This is a genomic window from Novosphingobium sp., from assembly GCF_039595395.1.
GTDB lineage: Bacteria > Pseudomonadota > Alphaproteobacteria > Sphingomonadales > Sphingomonadaceae > Novosphingobium.
In genome coordinates this window covers 865,069-881,097 of sequence record NZ_JBCNLP010000001.1, presented here as the reverse complement: position 1 = coordinate 881,097, position 16,029 = coordinate 865,069, and the positions used below count along the sequence as shown (strand labels likewise).

General features: G+C 66.3%; 14 protein-coding genes. All 14 read right to left on the bottom strand.

All coding sequences use genetic code 11. The features are described from left to right. Positions 1–108: 108 nt before the first annotated feature. Positions 109–870 carry a Bax inhibitor-1/YccA family protein gene (locus tag ABDW49_RS04130; protein ID WP_343609936.1) on the bottom strand — a complete coding sequence of 254 codons (762 nt, stop codon included), beginning with the start codon at positions 868–870 and terminating at the stop codon, positions 109–111. Next, entirely contained in the window at positions 854–1,003 is a 150-nt protein-coding gene (locus ABDW49_RS04125; protein ID WP_343609934.1) for a hypothetical protein, read from the bottom strand. Before ABDW49_RS04125 ends, ABDW49_RS04130 begins: the two co-directional genes overlap by 17 nt. Before the next feature lie 35 nt (positions 1,004–1,038). Continuing rightward, on the bottom strand, positions 1,039–1,839 hold the full coding sequence (gene proC / locus ABDW49_RS04120; protein ID WP_343609932.1) for a pyrroline-5-carboxylate reductase: 801 nt from the start codon (positions 1,837–1,839) through the stop codon (positions 1,039–1,041). Positions 1,840–1,843: 4 nt separating this feature from the next. Further along, a complete protein-coding gene (locus ABDW49_RS04115; protein WP_343609931.1) occupies positions 1,844–2,356 on the bottom strand; it encodes a YbjN domain-containing protein in 513 nt (170 codons plus the stop codon). A gap of 190 nt (positions 2,357–2,546) precedes the next feature. Then, positions 2,547–4,433, bottom strand: a complete 1,887-nt coding sequence (locus ABDW49_RS04110) for an SPOR domain-containing protein (protein ID WP_343609930.1) — start codon at positions 4,431–4,433, stop codon at positions 2,547–2,549. A 122-nt stretch (positions 4,434–4,555) separates the two neighbouring features. Continuing rightward, positions 4,556–6,118, bottom strand: coding sequence for a cell division protein FtsZ (gene ftsZ / locus ABDW49_RS04105; RefSeq protein WP_343609928.1), 1,563 nt, complete (start codon positions 6,116–6,118; stop codon positions 4,556–4,558). A 172-nt stretch (positions 6,119–6,290) separates the two neighbouring features. Then, positions 6,291–7,574, bottom strand: coding sequence for a cell division protein FtsA (gene ftsA, locus ABDW49_RS04100; RefSeq protein ID WP_343609926.1), 1,284 nt, complete (start codon positions 7,572–7,574; stop codon positions 6,291–6,293). After that, a complete protein-coding gene (locus ABDW49_RS04095) occupies positions 7,574–8,872 on the bottom strand; it encodes an FtsQ-type POTRA domain-containing protein (protein ID WP_343609925.1) in 1,299 nt (432 codons plus the stop codon). Before ABDW49_RS04095 ends, ftsA begins: the two co-directional genes overlap by 1 nt. 8 nt (positions 8,873–8,880) lie before the next feature. Beyond that, positions 8,881–9,834 carry a D-alanine--D-alanine ligase gene (locus ABDW49_RS04090; protein WP_343609924.1) on the bottom strand — a complete coding sequence of 318 codons (954 nt, stop codon included), beginning with the start codon at positions 9,832–9,834 and terminating at the stop codon, positions 8,881–8,883. Then, the gene (murB, locus tag ABDW49_RS04085) at positions 9,831–10,724 is read right to left on the bottom strand and encodes a UDP-N-acetylmuramate dehydrogenase (RefSeq protein WP_343609923.1); all 894 of its coding nucleotides are present in this window, start codon (positions 10,722–10,724) and stop codon (positions 9,831–9,833) included. The genes ABDW49_RS04090 and murB overlap by 4 nt, the downstream gene beginning before the upstream one ends. Beyond that, positions 10,721–12,130 carry a UDP-N-acetylmuramate--L-alanine ligase gene (gene murC, locus ABDW49_RS04080; protein WP_343609922.1) on the bottom strand — a complete coding sequence of 470 codons (1,410 nt, stop codon included), beginning with the start codon at positions 12,128–12,130 and terminating at the stop codon, positions 10,721–10,723. Before murC ends, murB begins: the two co-directional genes overlap by 4 nt. Beyond that, positions 12,127–13,296 (bottom strand): undecaprenyldiphospho-muramoylpentapeptide beta-N-acetylglucosaminyltransferase, encoded by a 1,170-nt coding sequence (gene murG, locus ABDW49_RS04075; protein WP_343609921.1) that lies wholly within the window; start codon positions 13,294–13,296, stop codon positions 12,127–12,129. The genes murC and murG overlap by 4 nt, the downstream gene beginning before the upstream one ends. 11 nt (positions 13,297–13,307) lie before the next feature. Continuing rightward, positions 13,308–14,672 (bottom strand): putative peptidoglycan glycosyltransferase FtsW, encoded by a 1,365-nt coding sequence (locus ABDW49_RS04070; RefSeq protein WP_343609920.1) that lies wholly within the window; start codon positions 14,670–14,672, stop codon positions 13,308–13,310. 4 nt (positions 14,673–14,676) lie between these two features. Further along, a complete protein-coding gene (gene murD / locus ABDW49_RS04065; RefSeq protein WP_343609919.1) occupies positions 14,677–16,026 on the bottom strand; it encodes a UDP-N-acetylmuramoyl-L-alanine--D-glutamate ligase in 1,350 nt (449 codons plus the stop codon). Between the last annotated feature and the right edge of the window lie 3 nt (positions 16,027–16,029).

Sequence of the window (16,029 nt, the reverse complement as noted above, 5' to 3'; positions counted from 1 at the left end):
CCGGAGCGCCATCGCGTTCCGGGGCATGCAATTTTTAGGTCTGGCCGAGTCAGATTTGCGGTGACCGGCAGGCCTCTGTCAGCCTTCGTGCAGGATCAGCGCCAAGGATTAACGACGGTCGCCCATGAAGCTGAGCAGGAACTGGAACATGTTGATGAAGTCGAGGTAGAGCGTCAGCGCGCCCATCACCGCGATCTTCTCTTCATATTCGGTGCCCGCGACCTGGACGTACATCGTCTTGAGACGCTGCGTGTCATAGGCGGTCAGGCCAGCGAAGATCAGCACGCCCAGCACCGAGATGGCCATGGCCAGACCCGGAACGTGGAAGAACATGCCTACCAGCGAAGCGATGATCAGGCCGAACAGACCCATGATCAGGAAGCTGCCGAAGCCCGACAGATCCTTCTTGGTGGTGTAACCCACCAGGCTCAGGCCGGCAAAGGCGCCCGCCGTGGCAAAGAAGGTCAGCGCCACCGAGGTGCCGGTGTAGACCAGCAGGATCGAGGCCAACGACAGGCCCATGGCAAAGGCAAAGGCCCAAAACAGCATCTTCAGCGTCGAGGCCTTCATCCGGCCCAGACCGAAGTTCATCGCCATCACGAAGCCCAGCGGGGCCAGCATGACGACATAGCGCAGCGGCGTACCCAGCAGCGCGAAGGCGATGGGGTTACGCGCCAGCACCAGCTGCGAGAGCACCAGCGCCACGATGCCCGACAGGATCACCGCCGAGGTCATGTAATTGTAGATCGAGAGCATATGCTTACGCAGGCCGACGTCGAGCGTCTGCGAGCGCGCCGAAAACCCGGCATTCATCCTCGAAGACGCGCCAAAGCCCGTCTGCGAGGGCTGGGGGTCATTCCAGATGGCCATTGTCCAAACTCCTCAAGTCAGCCGGAGCGACATCGCCCGGCTGGCACTCTTTAATATCATGCCGATCACGCAAGGTTTCAAGCGAATCCGGCAGAACATCTTTGTGCCAAAATGTTTCTGGCACGATATCCATGGATAAACGCTGAATAAACTGTCGCGTTCCCGCTTTTATCGAGCGGCTTCAGCCATTTCGACACTGCGCTTTTCGGCGGCGTCCAGCGTGGCCTGCATCAGCGCCAGCGCGGCGCCATCGGCATCGAGCACATCGAGCCCGGCCTGGGTCACGCCGCCGGGGCTGGCAACGCGGCGCGCCAGCTCGCCCGGATCATAGGGCGAGACCATCGCCAGATCGGCCGCGCCCTGCACCATCGACTTGGCCAGACGCAGCGCCTGATCGGGATCGAGCCCCAGCGCCACGCCGCCCGTCGCCAGCGCATCGATGATGCGATAGACAAAGGCCGGGCCGGAACCGGCCAGCGCGGTCACGGCATGGAACAGATCCTCGCCCACCCATTCCGGCGTGCCGAGATGGGTGAGGAAGCTGGTGATCCCGGCCTTCTCATCCTCCGACAGGCCCTGGGCGGCCACGCCCATCGGGCTCTTGCCCAGAGCGGCGGCCAGATTGGGCATCACCCGCACAATGCCCCTGGCATCGGGGAAACGCGTCGACAGGCTGGCCAGTTCGGCACCCGCCAGAATCGAGAGCACCACGGTCCCTGCCCCGGCCAGCGCGGTCAGTTGCCCAGCGACATCGTCGAGCATCTGCGGCTTCACGCCCAGCAGCATCAGGTCGAAAACCTCGCCCTCGGGCAGGGTGCGCAGCAGGCGCACGCCCTCGGGCGCGGCCTCCAGCTTGGGATCGACCACGGTAAAGCTGCCTGCCGCCACGCCGCCGCGCAGCCATCCGGCCAGCATGGCGCCGCCCATATTGCCGCAGCCGATGATCAGGATCTTTTCAGGAAAACTCATGAAATCAGGCCTCTCCGGCAGCATCGACCAAGGCGCTGGCCAGCGCGTCGGCGGGGGTCTTGTCGCCCCAGAGAATGAACTGGAAGGCGGGATAGAAGCGGTCGCATTCCTCCACCGCCACTTCCACCAGCATCTGCGCCTGCCCCAGGCTGATCATGCCATCATCGCCCAGCATCAGCCCATGGCGATAGAGCAGCACGGCATTGTTCGACCACACATCGAAATGCCCCAGCCACAGCTGCTCGTTGATCAGGCTGACCACCTCGAACATGGCGGGTTTCTTGTCATCGGGCACGCGGATGTCTGGCAGGCACAGCATCTGGAGGACATTGTCCTCGCTGCGCCAGATCCCGCGCAACTGATAGGTGGCCCAGCTGCCCTGCACCTCGCCCGTGATCTCGTCATCGCTGACGAAATCATAGGTCCAGCCGCGCGCCTCGAACAGCGCCGCCAGCATCTCCACCGGCGCGCTATCTTCGTGGCGTGGCAAGTCGTCCTGCACAGTTCTTGTCACCATTCACCCGCATCCTGGTGGTTAAGCAGCTCTTGCACCATGGATGCTTGGCTCGTAGCCGATTGTAAAACCAAGCACCCTTCAGGCCTGAGCATAACAGAACAAGTCTGTGCACAGACTGTGGATAAGGGCAATCCCCTTTAACATTACGCCGAATCAGCCACTTCGTTTCAAAGCGGGGCAATCGGATGATTTAGAGCGGATCGACCGCCTGACCTTCGGCGGACAGCCACATGAAGGCGCCTTCGCGGCCCGCCTTCTTCAGCTTGGCCTCGAACGCCTTGGCATCGGCCTGATCGTCAAAGGGCCCGACCAGCACGCGGTTGGTGCGCCCCCAATCGGCCGTCCAGGCGGGCATACCCTTGAGAATCTTGGCATAATCCCGGCTCATCTGACGCCAGTCATAGGCGATGCGCGTGAAATCGCGGCCCACGCCCACCTGCACCCAGACGCGGCTGGGATATTTGGGCGCCGGCGGCTCCTTGGGAGGCTTGGGCGCCGGGCGAGGCGCCTTGATCTTGCGGATATCGACCGCGCCCGAAGCCGGCGCCTCGCTGTTGACCTTGCGCCCCGATGGATCGCCCCATTCGGAGAAGGCCTCGGCAAAGCTGGCCTTGCGCGTCGATTTCGCGGCGACCTTCGCGCCGGAAGGCCGGGGCGCAACCGGCGCGGGCTGCGCCGCGACAAAGGTGACCGGCGGCGGCGGCGGCGCGGTCACACCCGGCGCGGGCGGCACCGGGCCGGGCTTGGCGGGCGCCGTGCTTTCGCCGGGCGGCAAACGGCCCAGATCGAAGTTGCTGGCGGCCTGATGCGGCTTCTCGATCGCGGCCAGCTCCGGCGCCGGCGTTGCCAGAGTGGTCGTGGGCGCGGGCGTGGTTGCGGGCACGGCGGCAGGCGTGCCGGAAATCGGCGGCAGCTCGGCCTGAGTCGCGGGCGCCGAGACTGGAGCCGCTGATGCGACTGCGGCAGGACGGCGCGCGGGCGTCGTTCCAGCGAACGCAGGCGGCGGCGAGACCTCGCGCGAGGGATTGGGCTCGGGCGGCAGGGGATTGGTGGCGGCAACAGGCAGCGGCGGCGCGGCATCCACCGGCGCCCCACCCTTCCAGCGGCGCGGCTTGTTGGCAGCGGCCACCCTGGTCGGCGCGGGCGTCGCCGTGCCCGTCGCGGCACCCAGCGGCGCTCCGGCAGGCGCCAGCGGCGCATCGGCAGCGGCCAGATGGCGAATGCCATGCTGCGAGGCGTAAGCGGTGATGCGCGGATCGTCCTTGCCAATCTGCGAGGCATGGGGGAAGCGCCCCAGATTGGCCGCCGCCGCCTGCTGCGCGGGGGTCAGCTTGCGCATGAAGCGCAGATAGGGCGCCATGCCATTGGCCAGTTCGGTGGGCATGGTCGAGCGGGCGATCGCCTCGGCCTCATCCTCGCGCCCCAGAATGGCGAAAGCGAAGGCGCGGGTGCGCCAAGCCGCGCGGTCCTGCTTCTGCAGCAGCGGGGCCAGCGTGGTTTCCATCGATTTGCGGTCGCCCGCGATGGCCTGACTCAGCGCCAGACGGCGCACCGTCTCGTCATTGGCGCCATTGGCCAGCGCCTCGCGGTAGTAACGCTGCGCCGAGGCATTGTCGCCGACAAGATCATAGGCCAGACCGCGATCGGCCAGCAGATCGCCGCTTAGCACCGTCCCCTGCGAGGCCTGCTCGAACAGGGGGATGGCATCGACGGGATCTTCCCCGCGCAGCTTTACCGAGGCCAGCGCGGCCGCGACATGCGGATTGCCCGGAGAGGCTTGCTGCGCGCGGCTGTAAAAACCTTCCGCCGCGCTGGTATCGCCCAGCGCCATGGCGGCATTGCCCGCATCGACCAGCGCCTCGGGATCGGCGGGATTGTTCGCCAGACGGGCCAGCGCATTGCTGAGCTGGCGCGCGGGATCATTGGCCGCATGCTGCGCCGTGCTGCCCGGCGTGGGCAGCGGCTGCACCACCGGATGCGACACCACCGGCAGGCTCTGCGCCGAGGCGAAACCGGCGCCCCCCATCAGGCAGCACAGCGGCGCCCCCCAGAGAGCGGCCCGCATCTTCGCACGCATGCTGAGTCCTTGCATCAGGCCCAGCCCTGCTGCGCCTGTGCCTGGCGATCACCGATCATCGTGCTGCATCCCTGCCGTCTTAAAACCGGAGCCGGATCTCGAAAGATCCGGCTCCATTCGCTTTACTGGTTGTTCTGGCGACCGAGGAAGCGCGGGATGTTGATCGCCCCGCCCTCATCGCCGTCATGATCGTCATCGTCGCTGTGGCGGCGACCGGCCAGATTGGCCATGCGCTCGAACAGCGTACCGCCCGAGGTGCCAGCGGGCCGCACCGACTGCTCCGGCGCGGGGGTGAAGCGCTGCGTGGGCTCCAGCGGCGCATAGGGCTGCTGCTGGGGATTGTGCTGAGGCGCGTAGGATTGCGGCTCCTGCTCCGACAGCAGCGGACGGCGGCGACCAGCGGCCGGACCATCGAAATCGGCCAGGCTGCTGGCGTCGAGGAGCAGCTCATCGGGATTGCCGGGCGCTTCCTGGCCCATGCCCAGCTCCAGCGGCTCATCGACCTGAGGCGCGGAAAGCGGGGTGAACACCGGCTGCGGCTCGGGCGCCGGAGAGAAGCTGGCGGGAGCGAAATTGACCTGCGGCGCGGGCGGCACGGTCAGCGTCGGACCGGCAGGCGGCACGATCGGCTGACCACCGGGCACGGCGATCGAGGGGCGAGCCGGACCGCGCGTGGCGTTCAGGCTGAAGGGGCGGCTGGCTTCCTCAGCCATCTGCGGGGTCTGCTCGATGCCGGTGGCGACCACCGACACGCGGATCTTGCCCTGCAGATCGGGGTTGAAGGCGCTGCCCCAGATGATGTTGGCGTTGGGATCGACCAGCTCGCGGATGTGGTTGGCGGCCTCGTCGACCTCCAGCAGCTTCATGTCGTCGCCGCCGATGATCGAGATGATGACGCCCTTGGCACCCTGCATCGACACGCCGTCGAGCAGCGGGTTGGCGATGGCACGCTCGGCGGCTTCGAGCGCGCGATGCTCGCCGCTGCCCTCGCCGGTGCCCATCATGGCCTTGCCCATCTCGGCCATCACCGAACGCACGTCGGCAAAGTCGAGGTTGATGAGGCCCGGCATCACCATCAGATCGGTGATCGAACGGACGCCCTGCTGCAGCACCTCATCGGCCAGACCGAAGGCTTCCTTGAAGGTCGTCTCGGCCTTGGCGATCAGGAACAGGTTCTGGTTGGGGATGACGATCAGCGTGTCGACGTGCTTCTGCAGCTCCTCGATGCCCGAATCGGCGCTGCGCATGCGGCGCGTACCCTCGAACAGGAAGGGCTTGGTCACCACGCCCACGGTCAGCACGCCCTTGTCGCGCGCCACCTTGGCGATGACGGGAGCCGCGCCAGTACCCGTGCCGCCGCCCATGCCGGCAGCGATAAAGCACATGTGTACGCCTTCGAGCGCACGCTCGATCTCGGCGATGGTCTCTTCCGCTGCGGCGCGACCGACCTCGGGACGGGCGCCGGCGCCCAGACCCTTGGTGATCTCAAGCCCGAGCTGGATGCGGTTCTTGGCGATGGAGTTGTTCAGCGCCTGGGCATCGGTGTTGGCGACGACGAAGTCGACACCCTCGATCTCGGCGTTGATCATGTTGGCGATGGCGTTGCCTCCGGCTCCACCGACACCGATCACAGTGATGCGCGGGCGCAGCTCCTCGACGGCGGGCGGACCGATATTGATGCTCATTGCCATACTCCTTCAGTCTGCTTCCCGCCGCCCTGATTTCGGTACCCCAGATTCAGGCAGGGAAGTCGCGTCAGACTATCTCTCTAAAATGCACGCTTCGACTCGGCTGTGCAAAGCGCATTTGCCATTTGTCCACAGTCGTTGTTGGCGATGGCGCGCTTTTAACGCCACCTCAAAAATATTCCTTCAGCGCATGCAGCACACGGTTCATCAGGCCAGAGCCCGAAAAGCGCGTCGTGCGGCGCTGGGCGCGGCTCAATCTGCGTATATCAACGGGGTCGGCGGCGGCATAAAGCACCAGACCGGCCAGCGTTGAAAAGCCCGGCGTGGCATGGGCTTCGGCCAGCCCCTTGATGGCCATGGGGCGCCCGATGCGCACCGGACGGCCCAAAGCGCCTTGCGCGAAATCGGCCAGACCCGCCAGTTCGGCCCCCCCGCCGGTGAAGACCACCTGCCCGGCCCCCGCCCCGGCAAAGCCCATGGCTTTCAGGACGCGGTTGACCTCATCCATCAGCCGCCCGAGCTGGGTGGTGATGACGGTGATGAGTTCGGCGCGGGGAATACGGTTCTTGTCATCGGCATGGCGGGCGAGCTGGCCGCCCGTGCCTTCCTCGCCCGGCCCGTTGATGGGGATCATCTCGCGATGGTCCGCCGGGCTGGCGATGGCCGAACCGTTGACGCATTTCAAACGCTCGGCCTGAAAACGGCGGATGCCAAAGGACGAGGCAATGGCATCGGTGATGTCGCCCGAGCCCATCGGAATGGTCGTCAGCCCCACCAGCATACCAGCGGCAAACAGCGACACGGTGGTCACTTCCGCGCCGAATTCCACCAGCGCCACGCCCAGCTCGCGCTCTTCCGGCGCCAGGCAGGCGTAACCGGCGGCAATCGGCGAGGCCACCACCGAGGTCACCTGCAGATGCGCGTTCTGCACCGCCTCGGTCAGGTTGCGCACCGGGCCGCCGTCGCCCAGCATCACATGGATATCGACGCCCAGACGCCCGGCATGCAGCCCCTTGGGATTGGCCACGCCATGCGCGCCATCCAGCGTGTAATGCGCGGGCTGGGCATGCAGCACCACCCGCCCATCGGGCTGGATCACGCCGCAGGCGCCCGCGAGCAGATGCTCGATATCGTCGTCCTCGATCCGGCGGCCGCCGATATCGGCCTCGACCTGGGTGATCTGGCTGGCCATGCCCGCCCCGCTGCAGCCGATCGAGACCGCCTGCACGCTGGTGCCCGCCATCTTCTCGGCACGTTCGATGGCATCGCGCACGGCATAGGTGGCGGCATGCATATCCACCACGTAGCCGCGCTTCACGCCCTGCGCCGCGCGGTGGCCGCTGCCCAGCACCAGCAATTCGCCGGTTTCGGTACGCCCGGCAATGATCGCCGAAATACGAAAGGAACCGATGTTGACCGCGCCAAAGGCACTGACGATCCGGGGTGCGACCATCAATGGGCGTCCTTGTGGTGAGGCGCCTTATGGTCCGGCTTATGCGCGGTGGCGGGTTTATGAGCGGCCGGCTTGTGAGCAGGCGCCTTATGCGCAGGCTCGGCCTTGTGCTTTTCCGGCTTGTGGGCCGGGGTCGGCTTATGCTCGGGCTTGTGCGCCGGGGCGGGCTTGTGTTCTGGTTTGTGAACGGGCGCGGGTTTATGCGCCTCATGCTTCACCGCATGCTCGGCCCCGCCGACATGAGCCAGCGCATTGCGGATCACGCCCACATGCTCGGCGGTTTCGTGATGCGGCGTGGCGGCGGATTTCGGCTTGGCGGCGGGCTTGGGCGCCTCCGGCTTGGCCTCGCCGGGCGTCGAGGTCGCATCCGCCTCGGGCGTCACCGCTGCCACCGCCAGCGGGCTGTCGGGCATGCCATTGGTCGAGCTGCCCGGCACGCGCATATAGATCCGGTCGGGGGAGCGCATATCGAAGGCCACCACGCGGCCCCCAAGCAAGCGGTTGGTGCCGTCGAGCCGCGCAAAGGCCATCAGCGCATCGGCGCCGACCTTGTCACCCTCGGGCAGAGCCAGCACCTGATTGGTCTTGAAGGTAAGATTCCAGCGGCGATTGCCCACCCACTCAGCCTCGGCCACCTGCGGACGCAGCGCGGGCGCGGCATCGAGCAGCGAGGTGAGATCGCCCACCTTATCGGCCACACCCTCGCCAGACAGCACCAGCTTGCCCTTGGCGCGCGCGGGACCAATGGGCTCCAACCGGTGGCCGCCAGCATCGATCAGGGTCAGCTTCTGCCCCTCGCGCAGCACGGGGCCCGGCTTGCGTTCGACGATATCGACCACCAGCGTATCGGGCAATTCGCGCGAAACGCGGGCATCCTCGACCCAGCTCAATTGCAGCAGATCGTCACGCACCGCCTCCAGATCGACCAGCGGCATGGCGCGGTCGCGCTGGGCCAGCACCCGCTCATAGACCTTCAGCTCGTTGAGATGCTTGACGCCATGCACCTCGACCCGGCGCACCTGAAACCCGGCCTGCGAGGCGATGGAGGCCACCTGCTGCGTGGCCATGGCGGGCACGCCGGCCAGCACCATCACCAGCCAGGCCAGACCCAGCGCGCAGCCCAGAATGGTCACCAGAAAGATGCGATGAAGCTGAGCCTCGCTGAAGGGCAGCAGCGCCAGCACACGGTCCATCGCCGTGCCGGTGCGCGCGCGCGCCACCGCCACCTTGCGGGCGTTGCTGGCCTTGCTGGCCTGCTTGCGGGCGCTGGCGCCGCCGCGTTTCAGCTTCTGGCTCATCGGCTGTGTTATGCCCCCTTCTTGGCCTTGGCGTCGGCCAGAGCCTCGGCAACGATGGCCTCGACCAGATCGGCGTAATCCATGCCCAGATGCCGCGCCTGTTCGGGCACCAGCGACAGAGGCGTCATGCCCGGCTGCGTGTTGACCTCCAGCAGGAACAGGCCTTCCACGCCCTGCTCGTCGTCCCAGCGGAAATCGCTGCGGCTGGTGCCCTTGCAGCCCAGCAACTGATGCGCGCGCAGGGCGATGTCCTTGCAGGCCTGCGCCACATCCTCGGGGATCTCGGCGGGGCAGACATGGCGGGTGAGGCCATCGGTGTATTTCGCGTCGAAATCGTAGAATTCGGTGGTGGGGATCAGTTCCGTCACCATCAGAGCCTTGTCGCCCAGCACGGCGGTGGTCAGTTCCTTGCCGCGAATGAAGGGCTCGGCCATCAGCTCGGGGAAATGGTGCCAGGGGCCTTCCACGTCGCGCCCGATGGGATTGCCGTAATTGCCATTGGCCGTCACGATGGCGACGCCTACGCTGGACCCCTCGCAGGCCGGTTTCAGCACATAGGGGCGCGGCAGCGGGTCTTTGTCGAACAGCTCGGCGCTCTGCACGATGCGGCCGCCCGGCATGGGGATGCCATGCGGGATCAGCGCCTGCTTGGTCAGTTCCTTGTCGATGGCGATCACGCTGCTGGTCAGGCCCGAATGGGTGTAGGTGAGGCCCATCAGATCCATCATGCCCTGCACGCTGCCATCCTCACCCGGCGCGCCATGCAGGGCGTTGAAGACCACATCGGGCTTGGCCTCAGCCAGCTTGAGGGCGACATCGCGGCCCATATCGATGCGGGTGACCTTGTGGCCCCGGCTTTCCAGAGCATCGGCCACGCCATTGCCGCTCATCAGCGAGACGGGGCGTTCCGAAGACCAGCCGCCCATCAGCACGGCGATATGAAGGTGGGGCAACTTGCTCACAATGTCTTGCCTACTCGCTTGATTTCCCATTCCAGCTCGACGCCGGATTGCGCTTTGACCCGGCGGCGCACTTCATCGCCCAGCGTCTCGATGTCGGCGCTGGTGGCATTGCCGGTGTTGATGAGGAAATTGGTGTGTTTCTCGCTGACCTGCGCGCCGCCGATGGTCAGCCCCCGGCATCCGGCACGGTCCACCAGCTCCCAGGCACGCTCGCCCGGAGGGTTCTTGAAGGTCGAGCCGCCGGTCTTGCTGCGCAGGGGCTGGCTGGCCTCGCGGCTGGCGGAGATGCGGTCCATCTCGGCCTGAATGGCCTCGGCCTCGCCGGGCTGGCCACGGAAGCGGGCTGATACGACAATCGCGCCTTCGGCCAGATCAGAATGGCGGTAGGTGTAACCCAGATCGGACAGCGGCAGCGTTGCCAACTGGCCATCGCGCGTCACCACATCGCAATCGACCAGAATATTCTTCACCTCACGCCCATAGGCGCCGCCATTCATGCGCACGAAACCACCCACTGTGCCGGGGATCGAGCGCAGGAACTCCAGCCCCGCAATCCCGGCATCGCGCGCGGTGGAGGAGACCAGAATGCCACTCGCACCGCCGCCGCAATTCAGCGTCAGATCGTCCAGTCTCTCGACCTTGGCGAAGGCCTTACCCAGACGGACCACCACGCCCGGCACACCGCCATCGCGCACGATCAGATTGCTGCCCAGCCCCAGCGCCATCACCGGCACGTCGGCGGGAAGCTGCGCCAGAAAACCGCGCAGATCGTCCACGTCTTTCGGCTCGAACAGCCATTGCGCCACGCCACCGCTCTTGAACCACACCAGCGGGGCCAGTGGAGCATCAGCCGTCAAGCGCCCGGCAACAGGAGGCGGGGTCCAGCTCACAGGCCCTTGCGCTCCGCAATGGCAGGTGCCAGCCCGGCGGCCCATTTGGTGATATCGCCCGCGCCAAGGCACACGACCATATCGCCCGGCTGAATCACATCAGCCAGCGTGCCCGCCAGATCGTCGGCACCCGCGATGAGATGCGCGCTGCGATGGCCCCTCGCCTTGATGCCCTGCACCATGGCGGCGGAGTCCACGCCCTCGATGGGCTGCTCGCCAGCGGCATAGACCGGGGCGGCATAGACGATATCGGCATCGTTGAAGGCGGCGGCGAAATCATCGAGATGATCGCGCAGACGGGTAAAGCGATGTGGCTGCACCACGGCGATCACGCGGTTCTGCATGCTTTCGCGCGCGGCGGCCAGCACGGCGCGGATCTCGACAGGGTGGTGGCCGTAATCGTCGATGATGGTGGCGCCATCCACCTCGCCCACCTTGGTAAAGCGACGCTTCACGCCCCCGAATTTGGCGAAACCGCCCCGGATCAGCTCATCGGCGACGCCCATCTCCACCGCGACGGCCACAGCGGCCAGCGCATTCTGGACATTGTGGCGGCCCGGCATCGGCAGCTCGATACCCTCGATGCGGCGGAAGCTGCCATCGCGCTGGCGCAGCACGGCGGTAAAGCGGTTGCCGCCGGGATAGGGCGTCACATTCTCGCCGCGCACATCGGCCTGCGCCGAGAAACCATAGGTGATGACCCGGCGATCCCGCACCTTGGGGATGATCGCCTGCACTTCGGGATGGTCGATGCAGAGCACCGCCGCGCCATAGAAGGGCACGTTCTCGATAAATTCGACGAAGCACTGCTTCACCCGGTCAAACGACCCGTAATGGTCGAGATGCTCGGGATCGATGTTGGTCACCACCGCGATGGTGCCGTCCAGACGCAGGAAGCTACCGTCGCTTTCGTCGGCTTCCACCACCATCCAGTCGCTGGCGCCAAGGCGCGCGTTGGAGCCGTAGCTGTTGATGATGCCGCCGTTGATGACGGTCGGGTCCACCCCGCCAGCATCGAGCAGCGCGGCGACCATGCTGGTGGTCGTCGTCTTGCCATGCGTACCGGCCACGGCGACGGTGTTCTTCAGCCGCATCAGCTCGGCCAGCATTTCGGCGCGGCGCACCACGGGGACGCGATGCTCCAGAGCGGCGGCGACCTCAGGATTGTCACGCTTCACGGCGGTGGAGGTGACGACCACGGCGGCATCGCCCAGATTCTCGGCGGCATGGCCGATCATCACCTTGATGCCGCGCTGGCGCAGGCCTTCCACCACATAGCCCTCGGCAATGTCGCTGCCCTGCACCGTGTAGCCAAGGTTCGCCATCACCTCGGCAATGCCCGACATGCCGATCCCGCCGATGCCGACGAAATGGATGGTGCCGATGTCCGTTGCAACGCCCTTCATGCCAGTTGCCCCTTCGCGCCCGCAGGCAGGGCGGCACTGTCCACCTTGATAACGTCCATCAAAGGCTCCGCGCCAAAGCTCTCCACCAGATCGGCCAGATCGGCGGCGGCGTTGGGATGGCCGCAATTCCACGCGGCATGGGCGGCATTGGCCAGCGTCTCGGGGCGCTGGGCCAGGGCCTGAATCTGCTTGGCCAGTTCCACGGCGGTAAATTTCTCCTGTCGGATCGAGCGCGCGCCGCCCGCCACCACCATCTCGCGCGCATTGGCGGCCTGATGATCGTCGGTGGCGATGGGCAAGGGCACGAGGATGGCGGGGCGGCCCACGGCGGTCAGCTCGGCAATGGTGCTGGCGCCCGAACGGCCGATAAACAGGTGAGCATCGGCCAGACGGGTGGCCATATCCTCGAAATAGGTCGCCAGCTCGGCGGGGATGTCATGCGAGGCATAGCGGGTGCGCACGGCGTCGATGTCCTCGGCGCGGCACTGCTGGATCACCTGCAGTCGGGTGCGCAGCGACGGCGGCAGCATGGCCAGCCCATCGGGCACCACTTCGGAAAGGACGCGAGCCCCCTGCGAGCCGCCGGTCACCAACACGCGCAGCAGACCATCCTCGGTGAAGGGCGGGAAAGGCTGGTCGCGCAGGCGCAGCACCTCCTCACGCACCGGATTGCCGATGACATGGGTCTTTTCGGCATATTTAGCGTCGAGCCGGTCGGTTTCGGCACTGGCGGTGGCGATGGCGTTGACGCCCTTGGCGAGGAAGCGGTTCACCCGGCCCAGCACGGCGTTCTGCTCATGGATCAGGCTAGGGATGCCCGCGCTTTTGGCCGCCAGCAGCGCCGGAAGCGCCGGATAGCCGCCAAAGCCGATCACCGCGCTGGGCTGGAAGCTTTCATAAAGGCGCAGCGCCATGCGCCGCCCTTCCATGATCGCCATCAACCCCTTCACCCAGTTAATGGGGTTCTTGCCCTGCAGACGACCGGCGGGAAGCACATGCGCCGTCAGCCCCTCGGGCCGACCGGGGATGGCGGCGCCGCGCACATCGGTCACCAGCGCGACATGATGCCCGCGCCGCTCCAGCTCCACCGCCAGAGCGAAGGCGGGGATCAGATGGCCGCCGGTGCCGCCCGCGGCCAGCACATAATGGCGGGAGACCTGGGTCATGTCGGCGAGGCTCACTTCTTAAGGTTGTCGGGCTTGGACGGATAGGCGGTGGAAAAGGGCGAGACAAGATGCAGCGGCAGCCCCCTGCCCCCTAAAGCGCCCTCACTCTGGAACGGATCATGCGTCAGATAGGGGTTGCGCCTTGTGATCGCGAGCAAAAAGCCCACCCCGATGCACAGGGCGATGGTGGAGGAACCGCCATAGGAAATCAGCGGCAGCGTCATGCCTTTCGACGGGAAAAGCTGCAGATTGACCAGAATGTTGATGAAGGCCTGCCCACCGATCTGCACCACAAGGCCCGTGCCCGCCAGCACGGTGAAGAGGTCTTCCTCCTGCGCCAGACGGATCAGCACGCGCGCCACAATGGCGAAATAGAGCACCACCACCACGGCGCACATCAGCAGGCCAAACTCCTCGCCGATCACCGAGAAGATATAGTCGGTATGCGGTTCGGGCAGCGACTTCTTCTGGGTGCCCAGCCACAGGCCGGTGCCGGTCCAGCCGCCCGCCACCAGCGTGCGGAAGGCCAGATGGACCTGATCGTACTGGTCCCCGCCGCCCGAAAGGTTGAGCAGGAAGTCGTCGATACGGTTGCGGGCATTGCCGTAGAACATATAGGCCAGCGCCACCACGCCCGCGCCAAGCCCGGCGAACAGACCGATACGCGCCGGGCTGAGCGGCAGGCCCGCCACCAACAGCATGGTGAAGCCCACCAGCAGAAACAGCACCGTCGATCCGAAATCGGGCTGAAGCATCAGCAGCATCGCCACCAGGCCCGTCAGCCCGACGCAGATCATCATCACCGGCAGCTTGCCGTCGCGCAGCTTCCACGAGAGCACCCAGGCGAGGCAGATCGCGAAGGCCGGTTTCAGGAACTCGGAGGGCTGGATGGTGATGCCCAGCTTGAGCCAGCGCTTGGCGCCGTTGATGTTGGCGCCGATCACCGGCACCAGCATCAGCGCCACCAGCATGGCCGCGCCAAGCATGATCCCCACCCGCCGCGCCTGTTCGCGATTCAGACGCGAGCAGACCAGCATGGCGATCAGGCCGACGCTCTGAAAGCCGATGTGCAGATAGAAGAAATGCAGGTCGCCAAAGCCCTTGCGCGCCATGGCCGGGGCATGGACGGCAGCCGGCGATCCCGCCGCCACGGCCAGTGCGCCAATGCCCATCAGGGCAAAGATCAGCACCAGCAGCACGCGGTCGATCTCGCGCCACCATGTGGCCCATTCTCCGCGACCGGCGCGCTTGGCCCAGCTTCCGTTGTCCTCGCCGGCACCGGCGCCCGGTACGTAAGGGGCGGGCGTCAACGTTGGCCCGGCAGGAGAGCTGCCCGGCGGCGGTGGGGTGGACGGTCCGGGCGGCGTGGCGGGCATGGGGTCAGCCTTCCTCGCCGTGGGTGTGATCACCCTGCCCCGTCAAAACCTCGACAATCTGACGGAAGGTTTCGCCCCGCGCCTCGAAATCGCGGAACTGGTCGAAGCTGGCGCAGGCCGGAGACAGCAGCACCACATCGCCGGGGTTCGCGGCCTCGATGGCGCGGCGGATGGCCTCGCTCATCATTTCGGCGCGGACGACCGGCATATGGGGCGCAAGGATTTCGGCGAACAGCGGCCCGGCATCGCCAATGGTGTAGGCGGCGGCCACATTGGGGAAGCCCCCGGCGCAATCGTCGAGATCCACACCCTTGGGCAGGCCCCCGACGATCCAGTGCAGGCGCTTGTGCCCCTCGACCGGCGGAAAGGCGGCCAGAGCGGGCGCCGTGGAGGCCGGATTGGTCGCCTTGGAATCGTTGATGAAGATGACGCCGTTCGATTCCGCCACCCGCTCCATGCGATGCGGCAGGCCGTTGAAGCTTTTCAGGCCCTGCTCGATGGTGGCCTCATCCAACCCCAGCTCGCGCACGGCGGCAACGGCAGCCTGCGCATTGGCGCGGTTGTGGGGCCCGGCAAGGCTGGGCCATTCGGCCTGATCGCCGGGGAGGTCGACGCTTTCGATAAAGGTGAAGCGCTGGCCATCGGGCGCGTCACGCAGCACATCCAGCGCCATTTCGGCCTTCATCTCGACCAGCGCCAGGCGGCCCAGCGCCTGCATGCCGAAGAGCCGCGCCTTGCTGGCGACATAGCCCTCAAAACCGTCATAGCGGTCCAGATGATCGGGCGTGAGGTTGAGCAGCACCGCCACCTCGCAATCGAGCCTTTGCGTCAGATCGATCTGATAGGACGACAGCTCCAGCACATAGACGCCCCCGGCCGGCAGCGGTTCCTGACCCAGAATGGGCAGGCCGATGTTGCCGCCCATGATGGCGGGAATGCCCGCTACATCGAGCAGATGCTTGGTCAGCGCGGTGGTGGTGGATTTGCCATTGGTGCCGGTGATGCCCACGACCTTGTGCGGCGGCAGGGAATCGCGGCTCTGGGCGAAAAGCTCGATATCGCAGATCAGCGGCACACCGGCGGCGCGCGCGGCATCGGCAATCGGATGGCGGTTGATCGGCACGCCGGGCGAGACGACCATGCCCGCAAAACCGATGAGATCGATCGCCAGCGGATCGGCCAGCACCACCTTGTCGCCATGCAACTCAGCCACGGCATGGCGCGGCTCTTCCTTGGCGTCCCAGGCGGTGACCTGCGCCCCACCCGCCACCAGCGCGGCCACTGCCGTCTGGCCGGAGCGGGCCAGACCCAGCACCGCGTAACGTTTTCCGGCAAAGGCGGGGGAGGAGATCATCGG

Coding starts and splice junctions, on each gene's coding strand:
- ABDW49_RS04130 (WP_343609936.1), bottom strand. CDS start 870: ATGGCCATCTGGAATGACCCCCAGCCCTCGCAGACGGGCTTTGGCGCG.
- ABDW49_RS04125 (WP_343609934.1), bottom strand. CDS start 1,003: ATGGATATCGTGCCAGAAACATTTTGGCACAAAGATGTTCTGCCGGAT.
- proC (WP_343609932.1), bottom strand. CDS start 1,839: ATGAGTTTTCCTGAAAAGATCCTGATCATCGGCTGCGGCAATATGGGC.
- ABDW49_RS04115 (WP_343609931.1), bottom strand. CDS start 2,356: ATGGTGACAAGAACTGTGCAGGACGACTTGCCACGCCACGAAGATAGC.
- ABDW49_RS04110 (WP_343609930.1), bottom strand. CDS start 4,433: ATGCGTGCGAAGATGCGGGCCGCTCTCTGGGGGGCGCCGCTGTGCTGC.
- ftsZ (WP_343609928.1), bottom strand. CDS start 6,118: ATGAGCATCAATATCGGTCCGCCCGCCGTCGAGGAGCTGCGCCCGCGC.
- ftsA (WP_343609926.1), bottom strand. CDS start 7,574: ATGGTCGCACCCCGGATCGTCAGTGCCTTTGGCGCGGTCAACATCGGT.
- ABDW49_RS04095 (WP_343609925.1), bottom strand. CDS start 8,872: ATGAGCCAGAAGCTGAAACGCGGCGGCGCCAGCGCCCGCAAGCAGGCC.
- murC (WP_343609922.1), bottom strand. CDS start 12,130: ATGAAGGGCGTTGCAACGGACATCGGCACCATCCATTTCGTCGGCATC.
- murG (WP_343609921.1), bottom strand. CDS start 13,296: ATGACCCAGGTCTCCCGCCATTATGTGCTGGCCGCGGGCGGCACCGGC.
- ABDW49_RS04070 (WP_343609920.1), bottom strand. CDS start 14,672: ATGCCCGCCACGCCGCCCGGACCGTCCACCCCACCGCCGCCGGGCAGC.
- murD (WP_343609919.1), bottom strand. CDS start 16,026: ATGATCTCCTCCCCCGCCTTTGCCGGAAAACGTTACGCGGTGCTGGGT.